Origin of the sequence: Mycolicibacterium arabiense (genome assembly GCF_010731815.2) — a bacterium.
GTDB lineage: Bacteria > Actinomycetota > Actinomycetes > Mycobacteriales > Mycobacteriaceae > Mycobacterium > Mycobacterium arabiense.
In genome coordinates, this window is record NZ_AP022593.1 from 2,224,112 (window position 1) to 2,242,200 (window position 18,089).

Consider the following 18,089-nt stretch of genomic DNA (forward strand, 5'->3'; position numbering starts at 1 on the left):
TGCACCGGCATGACCATCACTGACGGAGTCGTCACCCACTCGCTCGACGTTCCCGGCGCACGCCTGCACTACGAGGTGCGTGGCTCCGGGCCCCTGCTGCTCGTCATCGGATCACCGATGGCCGCCTCCGAGTTCGCCACCGTTGCGGACGCACTCGCCGCCGACTACACCGTCGTCACCTACGACCCGCGCGGGTACGCCGGGAGCCGGCTCGACGATCCGACCAGCCCGTCGACGCCAGACATCCGGGCCGACGACGTCGCCGCGATCATCGACGCGGTCGGCACCGGACCCGCCGACGTGTTCGGCTCCAGCGGCGGCGCTGTCACCGGTCTGGCACTCGTCGCCAGGCACCCCGACAAGGTGCGCACCCTGGTCGCCCACGAACCGCCGCTGACCGAACTTCTCTCCGACGCCGCCGAGCAACGGGCGGCCACCGACGCGATCATCGCGACCTACCACCGGGACGGATTCCAGGCCGCCTGGGTGCACTTCATGGTCAACGCAGGCTTCGACCTGCCCGAGGGCTACGGGCCCGGTGATCAGGGCGCCCCGGAACCCACGGGTGATCAGGCCGCCGAGTCCGACCGGTTCTTCGAACACGACCTCGCGTCGACGACGCGGTACCGCCCCGACGTCGAGGCCCTGCGCGCGGCACCCGCGCGGATCGTGATCGGACTGGGCGTCGAATCGAGCACGCTGCTGACCGACGCGACGTCGCGTGCCACCGCCGACCTGCTCGGCGCCGAACTCGCCAAGTTCCCCGGCGACCACGGCGGCTTCATGGCAGTGCCCGACGCGTTCGCCGACCGCCTCCGCGACGTGCTCGGCTAGCCGACGAGTACCGCGTAGCGCGGCTTGATCACGTCGTCGATGATCGACAGACGTTCGTCGAACGGGATGAACGCCGACTTCATCGCGTTGATCGTGAACCGCTGCAGATCGGTCCACCCGTAGCCGAAAGCGTCTACCAGCAGCCGCATTTCGTGACTCATCGTGGTGTCGCTCATCAGCCGGTTGTCGGTGTTGACGGTGACGCGGAAGCGCAGCCGCGCCAGGAGATCGAACGGGTGACCCTCGATGCTCGGCGCGGCGCCGGTCTGCACGTTGCTGCTCGGGCACATCTCCAACGGAATGCGCTTGTCCCGCAGGAGCGACGCGAGTCGGCCGAGGCGAATCGCTCCGTCCGGCATGCGCTCGATGTCGTCGACGATGCGGACACCGTGCCCGAGCCGATCGGCCCCGCAGAACGCGATGGCCTCGTGGATCGACGGCAGACCGAATGCCTCGCCGGCGTGAATCGTGAAGCGCGCGTTGTTGCCTCGCATGTACTCGAATGCGTCGAGGTGGCGACTGGGCGGGTAACCGGCCTCGGCGCCCGCGATGTCGAAGCCCACGACGCCCTTGTCGCGGAACCTGATCGCCAGCTCCGCGATCTCGCGCGACCGGGCGGCGTGCCGCATCGCGGTCACCAGACAGCGCACCGTGATGGGCCGGCCCTCCGCAGCTGCGGCCTTCTCGCCGTCGGCGAACCCGGCGAGCACCGCGTCGACGACCGCGTCGAGCGAGAGCCCGCCCTCGATGTGCAGCTCGGGGGCGAACCGCACCTCGGCGTAGACGACGGCGTCGGCGGCCAGGTCCTCGGCGCACTCCTTGGCGACCCGGTGCAACGCTTCGGGGGTCTGCATGACGCCGACGGTGTGCGCGAAGGGCTCGAGGTAGCGGACCAGCGACCCGCTGTGTGCCCGGGTACGGAACCACGTGGCGAGTTCGTCGACGTCGGTCTCGGGCAGGTCGTCGTACCCGCACTCGGCGGCCAACTCCACCACGGTCGCGGGCCGCAATCCACCGTCGAGGTGGTCGTGCAGCAGCGCCTTGGGTGCCTGCTGGATGTTCTCCAGTGTCAACGGCGTCGTCATCGCAGCTCCTAGGTGATCCGATCGATGATGAGTGGGCCGATCTCGGGCTTCGGATCGTCCGCCGAGAGCACCTGCCATCCGCCGTCGAGTTCGGCCATCGCTCCGGCGAACCGTTCCTCGGTGTCGGTGTAGAGGGTGAACAGCGCCTCGCCCGCCGCGACCGGCTCGCCCGGTCGGCGGTGCATCACGACGCCCGCTCCGAACTGCACCTGCTCACCGGGGGCCGAGCGACCCGCACCGAGCCGCCACACCGCCAGTCCCACCGCCATCGCGTCGATGTCACCCATCGTGCCACCGCGGGCCGCCGTGATGGTCTCGGAACGGGCGCCGACCGGCAACGGGTGCGACAGGTCCCCGCCCTGCGCGGCGACGAGCGCGCGGAAGCAGTCCATGGCCGTGCCGTCGGCCAGCGTCTGCGCCGGATCGGTGCCACCGACCCCCGCGGCATCGAGCATCTCCCGCGCCAGCGCCAGGGTCAGCTCCACGACGTCCTCGGGGCCCCCGCCTGCCAGCACGTCGAGCGACTCGGCGACCTCCACGGCGTTGCCCACGGCGCGGCCGAGCGGCCGGTTCATGTCGGTGAGCAGTGCGCGCGTCGGGACCCCGTGCGCCGTGCCGAGGTCGACCATCGTGCGGGCCAATTCGCGCGACTCGTCCTCGGTCTTGAGGAACGCACCGCGTCCGACCTTCGAGTCGAGCACCAGCGCACGGGCGCCCTCGGCGATCTTCTTGCTCATCACCGAACTCGCGATCAGCGGCAACGACTCGGTCGTGGCGGTGACGTCGCGCAGCGCGTAGATCTTGCGGTCGGCGGGCGCGAGATCACCCGCGGCGAACACAGCCGCGCCGATGCCCTGAAGTTGTTCGCGAATCTGGCTTTTGGAGATCTCGGCGGTGAAGCCGGCTATCGACTCGAGCTTGTCGAGCGTCCCACCGGTGTGCCCTAGTCCGCGCCCGGCGGCCTGCGGCACCGCGGCGCCGCACGCCATCACGACGGGCACCAGCGGGATGGTGATCTTGTCCCCGACCCCGCCGGTGGAGTGCTTGTCCACCAACGCCAACGGCCGCCCGTCGCGCCGCAGATCGGTGAAGTCGAACCTCTCGCCGGAGCCGATCATGGCGGCCGTCCACCGCGCGATCTCGCCCGGCGCCATTCCGCGCAAGAAGATGGCCATCAACAACGCCGACATCTGCTCGTCGTGCACGCGACCGTGGGTGTACCCGTCGATCACCCAGTCGATGGCCGCGTCCGACAGCTCGCGTCCGTCGCGCTTGGTCCGGATGACGGTGGGTGCGTCGAGGTGGGCTTGCGCCTTGTCGGACGTACCCCGAGCCCCTTCGGAAGTGAACTGGGTCACTGCGTTTGCCCTCCCGCGTGCACGCGTTCGATGTCGTCGGGGCCGAACGCGTCGGGCAGCAGGTCGCGCAGCGGCCGCGGGCCGTCCGGGTGGGCGATCAGCATGTCGGCGCCGCCGTGCTCCAGAAGCAATTGGCGACAGCGTCCACACGGCATCAGGAGGTGCCCGGAGGCGTCCACGCACACCAGCGCGATCAGGCGTCCGCCGCCGCCGGAATGTAGGGCCGAGACCACAGCGCACTCGGCACAGAGACCCAGGCCATATGAGACATTCTCCACATTGCAACCGGCGACGATCCGCGCATCGCTGGTCAGTGCGGCCGCACCGACCGGAAACCGGGAGTAGGGCGCATAGGCATGCCCGGAGACGTCCATTGCCTTGTCGCGCAACAGATTCCAGTCGATTTCAGTGGTCACGTCAGCTCCGCCGGTCGCGCTCTGAATGCATTCCGAAAACATGGGTCGGTGGCTCGAATCACTAGCTAGGACACCCTAACTTCGCCGTTGAGAGGGCTACCCCTGCCCACACGCTAGTTCTTTGGAGAGGACTATTGGGATTAGAGTCCCACCCGAGGTTTGGGCAGGTTCGCCGCCGATTGAGCAACAATCGCACGGACCTTTCGCCCGGACGTCCACCGATGGCGTTGGAGGTCGGAAAATGAGTACAGCAACAGCCGCGGATTCGGCCATACCGGCCCCGCGATCGTCCCCACCGCGCCGCCGCACTCTCTACCGCGGCGACCCGGGCATGTGGTCGTGGGTTCTCCACCGCATCTCCGGCGCGACGATCTTCTTCTTCCTCTTCGTGCACGTGCTCGACATGGCGCTGCTGCGCGTCAGCCCCGAGGCGCTCAACCAGGTCATGGAGACCTACAAGACCCCGGTCATCGGCCTCATGGAGATGGGCTTGGTGGCGGCCGTGCTCTACCACGCCCTCAACGGCATCCGGATCATCCTCATCGACTTCTGGAAGGACGGTCCGCGTTACCAGCGTCAGATGCTGTGGGTCGTCGCCGGAGTCTTCATCGCCGCCCTCGTCGGCTCCCTTGGAGTGATTGGCATGCACATGGTGGAGCGTTTCCTATGAGCCCCGCAGTGGAGAACCCCTACGACCACCTCAGCGAGCGTGGCGGCCCTGCACCCGTGATGCAGCGGGCCTTCGACCGGCCCGCCGGGCTCGACAACCCGCGCGCCCCGCGCCGTCGCAGCGCGATGCCGAACTTCGAGAAGTACGCGTGGCTGTTCATGCGCTTCTCCGGGCTGGTGCTGGTGTTCCTGGCGCTCGGCCACCTCTACATCATGTTGATGGTCGAGAACGGCGTGTACCGCCTCGACTTCAACTTCATCGCGCAGCGCTGGGCGTCACCGTTCTGGCAGACCTGGGACCTGGCGCTGCTCTGGCTGGCTCAGCTGCACGGCGGCAACGGCATGCGGACGATCATCGCCGACTACACCCGCAAGGACTCGACGAAGTTCTGGCTGAACACCGTGCTGCTGCTGTCGATCGTGTTCACGCTGGTGCTGGGTACTTACGTGCTGCTGACGTTCGACCCGAACATCTCGTGACAGGGCGCGCGGAACGGGCAATATCGATCTTTGGAAGAAGTCAGGTGATCTCGAAGTGATTACTGAACACCGCTACGACGTCGTGATCGTGGGTGCCGGCGGCGCGGGCATGCGGGCCGCCGTCGAGGCAGGCCCCCGCGCCCGCACGGCAGTGCTCACCAAGCTGTACCCGACGCGCAGCCACACCGGCGCCGCGCAGGGCGGCATGTGCGCCGCGCTGGCCAACGTCGAGGACGACAACTGGGAGTGGCACACCTTCGACACCGTCAAGGGCGGCGACTACCTCGCCGACCAGGACGCCGTCGAGATCATGTGCCGTGAGGCCATCGACGCCGTCTACGACCTCGAGAAGATGGGGATGCCGTTCAACCGCACCCCCGAGGGCCGCATCGACCAGCGTCGCTTCGGCGGTCACACCCGCGATCACGGCAAGGCGCCCGTCCGCCGCGCCTGTTACGCCGCCGACCGCACCGGCCACATGATCCTGCAGACCCTGTACCAAAACTGCGTCAAGCACGACGTGGAGTTCTTCAACGAGTTCTACGCACTCGACCTGGTGCTGTCGGACACGCCCGGCGGCCCCGTCGCCACCGGCGTCGTGGCCTACGAGTTGGCCACCGGTGACGTCCACGTCTTCCACGCCAAGGCGATCGTGTTCGCCACCGGCGGGTCGGGCCGGATGTACAAGACCACGTCCAACGCCCACACGCTGACCGGCGACGGTCTCGGCATCGTGTTCCGCAAGGGACTTCCGCTGGAGGACATGGAGTTCCACCAGTTCCACCCGACGGGCCTGGCCGGCCTCGGCATCCTGATCTCCGAAGCCGTGCGCGGCGAGGGCGGACGCCTGCTCAACGCCGACGGCGAACGGTTCATGGAGCGGTACGCGCCGACGATCGTCGACCTCGCGCCGCGCGACATCGTCGCCCGGTCCATGGTCCTCGAGGTGCTCGAGGGACGTGGCGCCGGACCGAACAAGGACTACGTCTACATCGACGTTCGGCACCTCGGCGCCGACGTCCTCGAGGCGAAACTGCCCGACATCACCGAGTTCGCCCGCACCTACCTCGGCGTCGACCCGGTGACCGAACTGGTGCCGGTGTACCCGACGTGCCACTACGTGATGGGCGGCATCCCGACCACCGTGCACGGACAGGTGTTGCGCGACAACAACTCCGTCGTGCCAGGCCTGTACGCCGCAGGCGAGTGCGCATGCGTGTCGGTGCACGGCTCGAACCGCCTCGGCACCAACTCGCTGCTCGACATCAACGTGTTCGGCCGCCGCGCCGGACTCGCCGCCGCGGACTACGCGATGAACCACGACTTCGTCGACATGCCCGAGCAGCCCGCGGGAATGGTGACGAGCTGGGTGGGCGACATCCTCTCCGAGCACGGCAACGAGCGCGTCGCCGACATTCGCGGCGCCCTGCAGCAGTCGATGGACAACAACGCCGCGGTGTTCCGCACCGAGGAGACGCTCAAGCAGGCGATGACCGACATCCACTCCCTCAAGGAGCGGTACGCGCGAATCACGGTGCAGGACAAGGGCAAGCGCTACAACAGCGACCTGCTCGAGGCCATCGAGCTGGGCTTCTTGCTGGAGCTGGCCGAGGTCACCGTCGCAGGCGCACTGAACCGCAAGGAGTCCCGTGGCGGTCACGCCCGCGAGGACTACCCGAACCGCGACGACACCAACTACATGCGCCACACCATGGCGTACAAGGTGATCGACGACAAGAGCGAGGCGACCGGGGGCTCGGCCAAGGCCACCGACCTGCTGTCCGACATCCGCCTGGACTACAAGCCCGTGGTCCAGACGCGCTATGAGCCCATGGAACGGAAGTACTGACCGATGAGCGCACCCGTCATCGACAAGGTCGACCAGCAGGAGCCGCCCGTGCCCGAGGGCGCGGTGATGGTCACGTTGAAGATCGCGCGTTTCAACCCAGACGATCCCGACGGCGCAGGCTTCCAGAGCTTCCGCGTGCCGTGCCTGCCCACCGACCGGCTGCTCAACCTGCTGCACTACGCGAAGTGGTACCTCGACGGCACGCTGAGCTTCCGCCGGTCCTGCGCGCACGGCGTGTGCGGGTCGGACGCGATGCGGATCAACGGCGTCAACCGGCTGGCGTGCAAGGTGCTGATGCGCGACCTGCTGCCGAAGAACCCCGACAAGCAGCTCACCATCACCATCGAGCCGATTCGCGGCCTGCCGGTCGAGAAGGACCTCATCGTCGACATGGAGCCCTTCTTCGACGCCTACCGCGCCGTGAAGCCGTTCCTGATCACCAGCGGCAACGAGCCGACGCGCGAACGCATCCAGAGCCAGACCGACCGGGCTCGCTACGACGACACCACCAAGTGCATCCTCTGCGCCTGCTGCACCACCAGCTGCCCGGTCTACTGGACCGAGGGCTCGTACTTCGGCCCGGCCGCGATCGTCAACGCCCACCGGTTCATCTTCGACAGCCGTGACGAGGCCGCCGCCGAGCGTCTCGACATCCTGAACGAGAAGGACGGCGTGTGGCGCTGCCGCACCACGTTCAACTGCACGGAGTCCTGCCCCCGCGGCATCGAGGTCACCAAGGCGATCCAGGAGGTCAAGCGCGCACTGATGTTCGCGCGCTAGACCCCCTGTCACCCTTTTGTGGGGGTTACCTCTTCCCGCGAGCGTGCGTGTCTGCGGGCGACACGCCGGGTTTCGACCCGAGTTCATGCACGCTCGCGGTAGTCAGAACACGAGCTGCCAGGCGACGAGTTCCATTGCCGCGTAGGGCACGGCGGCCAACACTCCGAGCACGGCCACGGCACCGGCGGTCTTCGTCACGCGACTCGCGAGGGCGCATGCGATGAGGCACCACGCCAGCGTCGCGCACCCCAGACTCCCCACGGCCGCTACCCGGCCGTTGGCCACGTCGACACCGTCGGGGAGCACGCCATTCTCGAACTTCGAGGCGTACGCGCTGTCGCCCAGAATCGTGAATGCGCACGCGTAGGCGAAGGCGATCGCCACCGCCGCGCTCACGGACAAGACATTCGCCAGCTCGCCGCGCGAGCGCATCTCTTGAGAAGCCATGCCCCGACCTTGCCGTTCCCCCGACCAGACGGGATCGGTAGAACTACTCGTTCCCCGCGAGCGTGCGCGAACTCCGCTTCTTTAGCGGCGTGTCGCCCGCAGACACGCACGCTCGCCGGAGAAGGTTCCCCCGCGAGAAGGTGCCCCCGGAGAAGGCGACCCCGTGTCACACATCGGGGGGCTGCGTCGTCTGAGGAGTATGACCACGCGACTCGAACCCCTGTCCCCCACCAAGGCATCGCTGATGACCCGGCTGATGTGGCGCTACACCAGGCGTCGCTTCGGTAAGGTGCCCGAACCGTTCGCCGTGTACGCCCACCATCCCGGGCTGATGCTCGCCGGCGCCGTGCACGAGGGCATGCTCGAGCGGGCGTCGGGCGACCTACCCGCCAGCGTTCGCCAGCTCGCCGTCTACTGGACCGCGCGGACCGTCGGCTGCTCCTGGTGCGTCGACTTCGGATCGATGCTGATGCGCATGGACGGCCTCGACCTCGACCGGCTCCAGCAGATCGACTCCTACGCCACCTCGCCACACTTCTCCGACGACGAACGCGCCGCGATCGCCTACGCCGACGCGATCACCATCGACCCCCACACCGTCACCGACGAACAAGTCGCCGATCTGCGAAACCGGTTCGGCGACAAGGGCGTCATGGAGCTGACCTACCAAATCGGCGTCGAGAACATGCGCGCCAGGATGAACGCCGCCCTCGGCATCACCGAGCAGGGCTTCAGCTCGGGCGACGCCTGCCGGGTGCCCTGGGCCACCTAGTTCGGCGACTCGACTCCGGCCAACGGCGACGCGGTGAACTTGTCCGGGTTGGCGACGTCCCAGATGGCGTACACCAGGCCGTCTCGCACCGTGAGCGCCTGGATGCGCGGCGCCAGCTCCGGCCAGTCGCCGTCGGTTTGGGTGCGCTCGCTGTAGAAGCCCAACTCGCCGTTGACGAGCGCAAAGCTGCCGCCGGAGAACATGTTCGGCCCGTACCTGGCTGCCAGACCGAAGAAGAACCGCGCCACCTTCTCCGGGCCGTGGATGACGCGAGGGGCCGTCGGCGCCTTGCGATTCGAGTCGCCGGTGAACGTGACCTCCGGGTGCAGCAGGGCGACGACGGCCGACAGGTCACCGCTGGCCATCGCGGCCATCAGCTTGCCGACCACCTCGTCGTGGTTCGGGTCGCGCGGGGGCGGGGGCGCGCCTGCCACCGTGCGGCGGGCCCGCGACGCCAACTGACGCGCCGACGCCTCGCTGACGCCCAGGACGTCGGCGATCTCCGCGAACGGCACGGCGAAGCCGTCGTGCAGCACGAACGCCACGCGCTGGTCGGGCGTCAGCCGCTCGAGGACGACCATCGCGGCGAACCGGGCGTCCTCGCCCGCCACGACCGCGGCCAGCGGATCGGCGCCCTGCAACGGCGTGACGACCGGCTCGGGCAGCCACTCCCCCACGTAGGTCTCCCGGCGGTGCGCCGCAGACCGCAACCGGTCGAGGCCGATACGGCTCACCACGGTGGTCAGCCACGCCCTGGGGTCGGTGATGCCATCGCGCTTGGCACCCAGGCCGTTCCACCGCAGCCAGGCGTCCTGCACCGCGTCCTCGGCGTCGGCGAACGTGCCGGTCAACCGGTAGGCGACGGCGAGCAGATGCGGTCGCAGCCGCTCGAACTCGTCGACCCGTGTGGTCACCCCACGAGCCTATCGACGTGCCCCGGTTCGGAACAGGCCGTCAACCCCAGCAGTCCGACGGAATCAGTCGTAACGGCATCCGTAACGGAACCGATTCGTGGTATCGACACGTCGTAATCAGCGGAACCGTATATTCAGCCACCATGGCAATCGCTGAACAGCCGGGGGCCGCGCCCGCCGTTCTGGACAAGGGCCTGCAAGCCGGCGCACTCGGCCTGCTGGGCAACGTCACCATCGGACTCGCGTCGGTCGCCCCCGCCTACAGCCTCGCCGCCACCCTGGGCTTCGTGGTGCTGGCGGTCGGCGAGAAGGCTCCCGCGATGTTCGTGCTCGCCTTCATCCCCATGCTGCTGACGGCCTTCGCCTATCGCGAACTGTCGCAGGACACGCCGGACTGCGGGACCACGTTCACCTGGGGGACAAAGGCATTCGGGCCGTGGATCGGCTGGATCGGCGGTTGGGGCCTGGCCGTATCGGCGATCATCGTCCTCGCGAACGTCGCCGAGGTCGCCGCCATCTACCTCTACCGGTTCCTCGGCCAGGACGAGTTGGCCGAGTCGCTCACCGCGAAGGTCCTGCTGGGGTCGTTCTTCATCATCGCGATGACGCTGGTCAGTGCGCGCGGCATCGTGGTGTCCGAACGCATCCAGTACGTCATGATCGCCGTGCAGTTCGGCGTCCTCATCTCCGTGAGTGTCATCGCGCTCATTCGAGTCTTCAGCGGCACGGCCGGGGAGCAGGCGATCGATCCGCAGTGGAGCTGGCTGTGGCCGGGCGGACTGGACATGTCCTCCATCGCCGCCGCCGTCATCCTGTGCATCTTCATCTACTGGGGATGGGACTCCTGCCTCGCCGTCGGCGAGGAGACGAAGGATCCGGAGAAGACACCGGGGCGAGCGGCCGTCATCACCACGCTGATCCTGGTGTTCACCTACGTGCTGGTGGCCTATGCCGTGCAGTCGTTCGCCGGCTTCGGAGACACCGGCATCGGATTGACCAACGAGGACAACGTCAGCGACACCCTCACCATCCTCGGCGAACCGGTGGCAGGGAGCATCGTCGCCTCGCTGCTACTGCTGACGGTGTCCATCTCGGCACTGTCCTCGACGCAGACGACGATCCTTCCGACCGCCCGCGGCAGCCTGTCCATGGCCGTCTACGAGGCCATCCCCAAGCGGTTCTCGAACGTGCACCCCAAGTACATGACGCCAGCGTTCGGCACGATCGTCATGGGCATCTCGGCGCTCACCTTCTACCTGGTGCTGTCACTCGTCAGCCAGAACGCGCTGGCCGATTCGATCTCCTCGCTCGGCCTCGCGGTCGCGTTCTACTACGGCATCACCGCCTACGCGTGTGTGTGGTACTTCCGCAAGACGCTGTTCCAAAGCGCTCGCAACTTCTTCATGCGGGGTCTCTTCCCGCTGTTGGGCGCGATCGCACTCACGTTGGCCTTCGTCAAGAGCGCCATCGACATGATCCAGCCCGACTACGGCTACACCGCGTTCGGCCCCATCGGCGGCGTCTTCGTGCTCGGCGTCGGCATGCTGGCCCTGGGCGTCCCATTGATGTTGGCGTGCTGGGCGTTCGGGACCAAGCGCTTCTTCCGCGGCGAGACGCTCAACGCCTCCACAGAGGCCAAGGTCCCGGACACCTTCTGATACGCCGGGAGATCTCGGCCAAGCGCCCAAAGGAGAGAACATGCACTTGACGGTCGGCTACCTGGCCACTCCGACGGGCGACGACGGCGTCGCGCTGGCCAGCGTGCTCGCCAGGACGTTCGACGCGACCGTCGACGTCGTACTGGTGGTCCGCGAGGAGTACCCCGACGGGCATCCCGGCCGCGCCGAGTATCAGCAGCTGTTGGTGGACAAGGGCGAGCAGTGGGTCGGCCAAGCGCTGTCGGCGCTGACCGAAGATGGCGTCAACGCGACGTCGACGGTGCTCGTCGGTGAGTCGTTCGCGGAATCGCTGGTCGGGTTCGCCCAACGGAAGTCGTCCGACCTGATCGTCGTCGGCGGCGCCCGCGACGGATTCTTCGGCGGCCACACGATCGGGCCGGTCACCCAGGCACTGCTGCACCTGTCGCCGATTCCGGTGGCGCTGGCGCCCCGCGGCTACGCCGAGGACCCGGACGACGCCATCCTCGCGATCACCGCGGCCATCCCGACCCGGCCCGGGGACGACAATCCCCTGCCGTTCGCGCTGACGCTGGCCAGTGCCGCCACCCTGCCCATCCGCATGCTGTCGCTGGTCTCGGCGGAGAACCTCGCCGAGGCCGCCAGCGTCAAGGAGGTCCGCCAGATGCAGATCGAGGCGGCCGAGGAGAACCTCGCCGTCGCGGCCCGCACCCTGCCGGATTCCCCCGAGATCGAGTCGCTGGTGGCCGAGGGCCTGACCCTGGAGTCCGCCCTCAAGAAGCTGAACTGGGCCGACGGCGCACTGCTGATCGTGGGCTCGAGCCGCTTCGCCGCGCCGCGGCGCATCTTCCTCGGCTCCACCGCCGCACGCATCCTGGCCGGGGTGGACGTGCCCGTGGTGGTCGTGCCCCGCGCCGAGTGAGTCCGCCGCGGGACACCGCCTCGCATACTGATTTCGTCGCGAACGTTGCGGACCGCGACTGATTTCGTGAAGGATCGAAGAGAACATGCCGCTTCCCAGAAGGAGCACCATCGAATGAGCACGTCCCTGTACGCCGTCGTCGATCCATCGACGGGCGAGCTGGTCAAGGAATACCCGACTGCCACCGACGAGCAGATCGAGCAGGCAATCTCCGCCGCGGCGAAGGCCCACCGCGAGTGGTCGCGGACCTCCAGCGTCGCCGACCGCGCAGCGCTGATCCGCCGGGTCGCCGAGCTGCACGAGGAACGCAAGGACGACCTCGCCAAGATCATCCAGCGAGAGATGGGCAAGCCGCTCGACCAGTCGGTCGGCGAGGTCGAGTTCAGCGCGGCGATCTACACCTACTACGCCGACAACGCCGAGAAGTTCCTTGCCGACGAGCCCATCGAGCTGCTCGAGGGCGATGGTTCGGCACTGATCCGGCGCAGCTCGGTCGGCGTGCTGCTGGGCATCATGCCGTGGAACTACCCGTACTACCAGGTCGCCCGCTTCGCAGGCCCGAACCTGGTGCTGGGCAACACGATCGTGCTCAAGCATGCCCCGCAGTGCCCGGAATCGGCTGCCGCGCTGCAGCAGATCTTCCTCGACGCCGGCTACCCCGAGGGTGCCTACGTCAACGTCTACGCCACCAACGATCAGATCGCCGAGGCGATCGCCGACCCACGGGTGCAGGGTGTTTCGCTCACCGGCTCCGAGCGCGCGGGGGCAGCGGTCGCCGAGATCGCGGGCCGCAACCTCAAGAAGGTCGTGCTGGAACTCGGCGGCTCCGACCCGTTCATCTTGCTGAGCACCGACGACCTGGATTCGACCGTCGAGGCGGCGATCGACGGTCGCTTCGAGAACACCGGCCAGGCATGCAACGCGGCCAAGCGAATCATCGTCGCCGAAAACGTGTACGACGAGTTCGTCGACAAGTTCACCAAGAAGGTGCTCGAGAAGGCCGACGGTCTGGCCCCGCTGTCCTCGGTCGCCGCCGCCGAGCGGCTCGACGATCAGGTCAAGCGCGCCGTCGACGACGGTGCGAACCTGATCACCGACGGTCAGCGCAAGGGCGCGTTCTTCCCGCCGGGCGTGCTGACGGGCGTCTCACCCGACTCGCCGACCTACCGCGAGGAGCTTTTCGGGCCCGTCGCCACGGTGTACAAGGTCGCCAACGAGGACGAGGCCGTCGAACTCGCCAACGACACCCCGTTCGGACTGGGTTCCTACGTGTTCACCACCGATGACGAGCAGGCCCGCCGAGTCGCCGATCGCATCGACGCAGGCATGGTGTTCGTCAACGCCGTGGGCGCCGAGGGTGCCGAGCTGCCGTTCGGCGGCGTCAAGCGGTCGGGCTTCGGGCGCGAACTCGGCCGGTTCGGCATCGACGAATTCGTCAACAAGAAGCTGATCCGCATCGTCTAGCGACCGGACCCGCCGCCGGTGCACCACGTATTTGGGAACACCGCCGTCTATTGCATTGGCTCACTAAACAAGGTCGACGCCACTACGCGGCTGAGAGTTCGCTCAGCGCACGGATAGTGCGATGTGCGTCCTGCTTGCTCGCGGCAATAATCGATGGTATTTCTTTGCCTAGCGCCCTATTCACGACGGCTCTAGGCGCTGACGCGAGAGTCAAACCCGAACTTTCCGCGTGATGAAGCATGCGTCGGACCGGGGATGGTCATCATGGGGTTCAGTCACCACGTCGGGCGGGTCGGAGCACTCGCCGTAGCGCTTGGCATCGGCACGGCGGTTGCGTTTCCAGCCACCGCGCTGGCCGACGACGGCGCTGCCTCCGCATCCTCGGACGGCCCAGCCGCCCGGCCATCCTCCCCCGACGCACCGGGCGCACCGACCGGTGACGATGCCCAGTCCGCGGGCGAGGGCACGACCACCGGGCCGACGTCGACGACCACGTCGCGCACCCCGTCGGATGACCCGTCCGCGGCGCCCGGCCGAGGTGAGGGAACCAGCACCCCGGCGCCGGGGACGGTCAGCGCACAAACCAACACCGGCACCAACCGCGCGGATGACGACGGGTCCACCAATGAGGGCCCAGGGCCCGGCGCCGGCGAGCCCCCTGCCGTCGAAGACATCGTCATCGAGGAATCGCCCGCTACCAGTGGATCCCCGACACCCGTCTCGCCCCAGGAGACCGCGCCGACGACACCGGCGCCGCTCGCCGATTCACCGACGTCACTCGACGACGCCTCGTCGACTGGGTCGGAGGTCGCCGCCGCCGCGCCCACGGCGATTCGGCCCGCGCCCGCTCCAGTCACTCAGACCGCCCAAACGGTGCGCGTCGACACCGCGCAGCCCACCCCACGCGCCGACGTCACAGCTACCCCCCGGGTCACCGTCGCGCCGGTAAGCGCCGCGTCGACGGTGACGACGACCGCCTTCGCACCGGCACCGAGCCTCGGCCCGATCGGAACGCTGCTGGCCGCACCCGCCGCCTTCGTCGGCACCGTCCTCAACGCCGTCCTGACCCCCTTCTTGGGCGGTGCGCCCGCAGCACCCGCTCAGCCCACGCTGCTGTGGGCCGTGCTGGCCTTCGTCCGCCGCGAGATCCAGCGCACGTTCTTCAACTCCACGCCCATCGCAACCAATCAATCCGTCACCCTCACCCTGCCCTCGACCGGATCGGTGAGCGTCCCGATTCCGTTGTCCGGCACGGACGCCGACGGCGACCGGCTCACGTACACCGTGCCCGCCCGCGGCACCCTCGGCGGACCGGCCCACGGCACCGTGACCGTCGACCAGGCGACCGGCACCTTCCGGTACGACCCCGACGACGCCTTCGCCCTGACCGGCGGCACAGACACGTTCACCTACACCGTCAGCGACGCCGCCGCTCGGCGCACCCTGTTCGGCATCCCGCTGTCCTTCAGCCCCACGTCGAGCACCGCCACCGTGACCCTCGCGGTGAACGGCGTCGGACAGGCACCCGTCACCCGTCCCGACACCCTCACCGTCGCCGAGGAGACGCCCGGGATCGTCGACGTGCTCGCCAACGACGACGACCCGAACGGCGACGCCCTCACCCTCACCGGGGTCACGACGCCCTCGCACGGCGTCGCGACCTTCGGCCCCGGCGGCCTCGTCACCTACGCCCCGGCCCGTGACTTCGCCGGCATCGAGACCCTCACCTACACCGTCTCCGACGGCACCGGCCGCACCACATCGGGCACGCTCACCATCACCGTCACCGGCGTCAACGACCCGCCGCTCGCCACCGACGACACCACCACCGTCGCCGAGAACGGCACCGTCGTCATCGACGTACTGGCCAACGACACCGACGTCGACGACACCCTCGACCCCAGCTCGGTGACCGTCGTGGCGGGACCGGCGCACGGCACCGTCACCGTCGACCGCGTCACCGGCAGGATCACCTACGTCAACGACGGCGACGAAGCCACTCCCGACACCTTCACCTACACCGTCGCCGACCGCGCCGGAGCCACCAGCAACACCGCCACCGTGACCGTAGGCATCGCCGGCGTCAACGACGCGCCGGTGGCGGGCGGCGCTCAGACCGTCACGGTCCGCGAGGGCACCGCCACGACGATCACGCTCACCGGGACGGACGCCGACGGCGATACGCTGACCTTCACGATCATCACCCCGCCCGGCCACGGCACGCTGGGCCCCGTCGTCCGAGTCGACGCCACCACCGCCACGGTCGTCTACACGCCGGACGCCAACTACACCGGCGCCGATACCTTCACCTACACCGTTGGCGACGGCACCACGACCGCGATCGCCCCGGCCACCGTGTCGCTGCGCGGCGTCGCCGTGCCGCCTCCCGTCGCGTCGACCGACAGCGCCATCGTGGCTCAGGGCACGCCCACGACGATTGACGTTCTCGCCAACGACAGTCACGCCGGCGGGGTGACGCTCGCCGTGACCGGTGTCAGCCAACCCACGAACGGCACGGCCACGTTCACCGCGAGCGGCGTGACCTACGCACCACGTGCCGGTTTCTACGGCACGGACACCTTCACCTACACCGTCAGCAACGGCACCACGACGTCGGTCGGCACCGTCACCGTCACCGTTGACGCGGCGCCGGTGTTCCTCGAAGTCAAGGACCTGTCCTCGACTGACTGGGTGATTCAGCCCTTGTATTTCGACCCCGAAGGCAAGCCCGTGACGGCCACCGTGACGGGCGGCGCTCACCTGGAAATCACACCAGACAGGATCGGCGACCTGATCTTCGGATATCGGGTCAGGGTCACCGACGCGGCGTGGGCCAGTCGACACATCGGCGAGACCGTGACCGTGACGCTGACCGTCGACGACGGCGTCAACGCGCCGCTCGTCCAACTGATCGAGGTCGGGGCCGTCGGCAACGTCCGGGGGGTGGGCCTGAACTTCTCCAAGCAACTCGTCATCCCCGCGCTGCCGGTGGGCATGCAGTACACGGCGGTTGCCGGAGGCGACGGGTACAGCGTGCTGCTGCGGTCCGACGGATCGGTACTCGTCGCGGGTGTCCGGCAGACACCGTTCACGATCCCGCCGCTCCCCACGGGGATGACCTACACGGCGGTGGCCGCCGGATACGACACCGTCGTCCTCCTCCGGTCGGACGGTCAGGTCTTCGCCACCGGCGACAATGAGTACGGCCAATTGAACATCCCGCCCGGCACGTACACGCAGATCTCGGCGGGCGGCGGACACGTCCTGGCGTTGCGGGCCGATGGAACCGTGGTCGGGGCGGGGACGAACCTCGACGGCCAGTTGACGATCCCCGCCCCACCGGCCGGAGTCGTCTACACCGGCGTCTCCGCCGGCGACTACCACTCGGTGTTCCTGCGCTCCGATGGCCAGGCCGTCTCCACCGACCCGTTGATCAAGGTGCCCGTCCTGCCGGACGGGGTGCGCTACACCCAAGTCGCCTCGGGTGCGGATGGGACGGTCTTCCTCAGATCGGACGGTCAGGCGGTCCTGTCGGACCTCGACGGCATCGACATGATGCCCGCGTTGCCCGACGGGGTCGTTTACACCGCCGTGGCGGCGGCACAGGGGCACGTCGTCCTGCTGCGGTCGGACGGCACGGCCATCGGCGTCGGGAGGAACAGGGAAGGCCAACTGAACATCCCCGTGCCCGCCAACGGCAATCACTACACGGCGATCGGGGCCGGTTACTTCCACACGCTGCTAATCGAGGCCCCATCCACGACGGTGTGACGGGCACGCGTCGAATCGCAGCTAGTCGACGCTGCCCCACGCCCGGTGCCCGAGCACGGCGACCACCGCGGTGACGGCAGCGGCCAGGTACACCGGGATGCAGACGTGGGTCCGCATCAGCAAGGCCCCGGCCAGCGCACCGGCGAAGATCGCGACGATCGCCCACAGCCGCCGGTGCGTCAGCCACGCCGTGCCCCCGGCGAACAGCGTCTCCCCGGCGTAGGCCGTGATGGTCGACGTGACCACCACCGTCGTCATGTCGGTGACGGCGAGTGCGCGGGCGGTCGCGGCCTGCATGCCCATGAGCGCCGCGATGCCGGCGGCGATCCCGACGCCCGCGGGCGAGGCACCTACGACGTCGACGGTCAGCAGCAACGTCGCCAGCGCCGCGAGAACCACGGCGCTGCAGCCGAACAGGGCCGTCACGACCGCCGTCCAGGCAGGCTTGCGCCGGTGCACCAGCCGGCCTCCTAGTGCGGCGCCGGCCACATAGCCGCCCAATGCCACCAGCGGACCGGCGACCGGCAGGCCGTCGGCGCCGGCCAGCCCCATGCCCAGGATCACGATGTTGCCGGTCATGTTGCCCGTGAACACCCGGTCCAGACCGAGATAGCCGACGGCGTCGAGCAGTCCGGTGACGCACGTCAGCGCCATCATCAGCCACACCCGCAGGTGCGTGGTCCGCACCGGC

At 68.4% G+C, this 18,089-nt stretch carries 16 protein-coding genes; 10 read left to right on the top strand and 6 right to left on the bottom strand.

What is annotated here, in order from left to right; genetic code table 11:
* Nucleotides 1-9: 9 nt before the first annotated feature.
* The gene (locus tag G6N61_RS12395; protein WP_163918796.1) at nt 10-834 is read left to right on the top strand and encodes an alpha/beta fold hydrolase; all 825 of its coding nucleotides are present in this window, start codon (nt 10-12) and stop codon (nt 832-834) included.
* On the opposite strand, the gene G6N61_RS12400 is transcribed toward G6N61_RS12395, so the two are convergent.
* The 3 genes from G6N61_RS12400 to G6N61_RS12410 are packed head-to-tail and all read right to left on the bottom strand — an operon-like array spanning nt 831 to nt 3,693.
* Nucleotides 831-1,919 (bottom strand): adenosine deaminase, encoded by a 1,089-nt coding sequence (locus tag G6N61_RS12400; protein WP_163918797.1) that lies wholly within the window; start codon nt 1,917-1,919, stop codon nt 831-833. The genes G6N61_RS12395 and G6N61_RS12400 overlap by 4 nt on opposite strands.
* A gap of 8 nt (nt 1,920-1,927) precedes the next feature.
* On the bottom strand, nt 1,928-3,277 hold the full coding sequence (locus G6N61_RS12405) for a thymidine phosphorylase (RefSeq protein WP_163918798.1): 1,350 nt from the start codon (nt 3,275-3,277) through the stop codon (nt 1,928-1,930).
* Nucleotides 3,274-3,693: a cytidine deaminase gene (locus tag G6N61_RS12410; RefSeq protein ID WP_163918799.1), complete on the bottom strand. Its 420-nt coding sequence runs from the start codon at nt 3,691-3,693 to the stop codon at nt 3,274-3,276. Before G6N61_RS12410 ends, G6N61_RS12405 begins: the two co-directional genes overlap by 4 nt.
* Nucleotides 3,694-3,934: 241 nt before the next feature.
* Here G6N61_RS12410 and sdhC point away from each other — a divergent pair, with 241 nt between their 5' ends.
* Genes sdhC through G6N61_RS12430 form a run of 4 tightly spaced genes read left to right on the top strand, consistent with a single transcriptional unit; the run spans nt 3,935 to nt 7,471 of the window.
* Nucleotides 3,935-4,363, top strand: a complete 429-nt coding sequence (gene sdhC, locus G6N61_RS12415) for a succinate dehydrogenase, cytochrome b556 subunit (protein ID WP_163918800.1) — start codon at nt 3,935-3,937, stop codon at nt 4,361-4,363.
* Nucleotides 4,360-4,842, top strand: a complete 483-nt coding sequence (locus G6N61_RS12420) for a succinate dehydrogenase hydrophobic membrane anchor subunit (protein WP_163918801.1) — start codon at nt 4,360-4,362, stop codon at nt 4,840-4,842. The genes sdhC and G6N61_RS12420 overlap by 4 nt, the downstream gene beginning before the upstream one ends.
* A gap of 55 nt (nt 4,843-4,897) precedes the next feature.
* Entirely contained in the window at nt 4,898-6,691 is a 1,794-nt protein-coding gene (gene sdhA / locus G6N61_RS12425; protein WP_163918802.1) for a succinate dehydrogenase flavoprotein subunit, read from the top strand.
* A gap of 3 nt (nt 6,692-6,694) precedes the next feature.
* The gene (locus tag G6N61_RS12430; protein WP_163918803.1) at nt 6,695-7,471 is read left to right on the top strand and encodes a succinate dehydrogenase iron-sulfur subunit; all 777 of its coding nucleotides are present in this window, start codon (nt 6,695-6,697) and stop codon (nt 7,469-7,471) included.
* A 102-nt stretch (nt 7,472-7,573) separates the two neighbouring features.
* Here G6N61_RS12430 and G6N61_RS12435 read toward each other — a convergent pair whose 3' ends face one another.
* A complete protein-coding gene (locus tag G6N61_RS12435) occupies nt 7,574-7,918 on the bottom strand; it encodes a hypothetical protein (RefSeq protein WP_163918804.1) in 345 nt (114 codons plus the stop codon).
* Nucleotides 7,919-8,117: 199 nt separating this feature from the next.
* Between G6N61_RS12435 and G6N61_RS12440 the strand changes: the two genes are divergently transcribed.
* Entirely contained in the window at nt 8,118-8,690 is a 573-nt protein-coding gene (locus G6N61_RS12440; RefSeq protein ID WP_163918805.1) for a carboxymuconolactone decarboxylase family protein, read from the top strand.
* Here the strand turns inward: G6N61_RS12440 and G6N61_RS12445 are convergent.
* Entirely contained in the window at nt 8,687-9,604 is a 918-nt protein-coding gene (locus G6N61_RS12445) for a sigma-70 family RNA polymerase sigma factor (RefSeq protein WP_163918806.1), read from the bottom strand. The genes G6N61_RS12440 and G6N61_RS12445 overlap by 4 nt on opposite strands.
* Nucleotides 9,605-9,747: 143 nt before the next feature.
* On the opposite strand from G6N61_RS12445, the gene G6N61_RS12450 reads away from it, so the two are divergent.
* The 4 genes from G6N61_RS12450 (at nt 9,748) to G6N61_RS12465 (ending at nt 17,398) form a co-directional block, all read left to right on the top strand.
* On the top strand, nt 9,748-11,262 hold the full coding sequence (locus G6N61_RS12450; RefSeq protein ID WP_163918807.1) for an APC family permease: 1,515 nt from the start codon (nt 9,748-9,750) through the stop codon (nt 11,260-11,262).
* 40 nt (nt 11,263-11,302) lie between these two features.
* Complete coding sequence (locus G6N61_RS12455; protein WP_163918808.1) at nt 11,303-12,163, top strand: universal stress protein; 861 nt, start codon at nt 11,303-11,305, stop codon at nt 12,161-12,163.
* Nucleotides 12,164-12,277: 114 nt separating this feature from the next.
* The gene (locus G6N61_RS12460) at nt 12,278-13,627 is read left to right on the top strand and encodes an NAD-dependent succinate-semialdehyde dehydrogenase (protein WP_163918809.1); all 1,350 of its coding nucleotides are present in this window, start codon (nt 12,278-12,280) and stop codon (nt 13,625-13,627) included.
* A gap of 264 nt (nt 13,628-13,891) precedes the next feature.
* Nucleotides 13,892-17,398: an Ig-like domain-containing protein gene (locus G6N61_RS12465; RefSeq protein ID WP_163918810.1), complete on the top strand. Its 3,507-nt coding sequence runs from the start codon at nt 13,892-13,894 to the stop codon at nt 17,396-17,398.
* 21 nt (nt 17,399-17,419) lie between these two features.
* On the opposite strand, the gene G6N61_RS12470 is transcribed toward G6N61_RS12465, so the two are convergent.
* Nucleotides 17,420-18,085 (bottom strand): YoaK family protein, encoded by a 666-nt coding sequence (locus G6N61_RS12470; protein ID WP_235887508.1) that lies wholly within the window; start codon nt 18,083-18,085, stop codon nt 17,420-17,422.
* Nucleotides 18,086-18,089 lie beyond the last annotated feature (4 nt).

Excerpts from the sequence above, each read along its gene's own strand:
- G6N61_RS12460 (WP_163918809.1), top strand. The coding sequence starts at position 12,278 with ATGAGCACGTCCCTGTACGCCGTCGTCGATCCATCGACGGGCGAGCTG.
- G6N61_RS12440 (WP_163918805.1), top strand. The coding sequence starts at position 8,118 with ATGACCACGCGACTCGAACCCCTGTCCCCCACCAAGGCATCGCTGATG.
- G6N61_RS12465 (WP_163918810.1), top strand. The coding sequence starts at position 13,892 with ATGGGGTTCAGTCACCACGTCGGGCGGGTCGGAGCACTCGCCGTAGCG.
- G6N61_RS12420 (WP_163918801.1), top strand. The coding sequence starts at position 4,360 with ATGAGCCCCGCAGTGGAGAACCCCTACGACCACCTCAGCGAGCGTGGC.
- G6N61_RS12430 (WP_163918803.1), top strand. The coding sequence starts at position 6,695 with ATGAGCGCACCCGTCATCGACAAGGTCGACCAGCAGGAGCCGCCCGTG.
- G6N61_RS12400 (WP_163918797.1), bottom strand. The coding sequence starts at position 1,919 with ATGACGACGCCGTTGACACTGGAGAACATCCAGCAGGCACCCAAGGCG.
- sdhC (WP_163918800.1), top strand. The coding sequence starts at position 3,935 with ATGAGTACAGCAACAGCCGCGGATTCGGCCATACCGGCCCCGCGATCG.
- G6N61_RS12455 (WP_163918808.1), top strand. The coding sequence starts at position 11,303 with ATGCACTTGACGGTCGGCTACCTGGCCACTCCGACGGGCGACGACGGC.
- G6N61_RS12395 (WP_163918796.1), top strand. The coding sequence starts at position 10 with ATGACCATCACTGACGGAGTCGTCACCCACTCGCTCGACGTTCCCGGC.
- G6N61_RS12450 (WP_163918807.1), top strand. The coding sequence starts at position 9,748 with ATGGCAATCGCTGAACAGCCGGGGGCCGCGCCCGCCGTTCTGGACAAG.
- G6N61_RS12435 (WP_163918804.1), bottom strand. The coding sequence starts at position 7,918 with ATGGCTTCTCAAGAGATGCGCTCGCGCGGCGAGCTGGCGAATGTCTTG.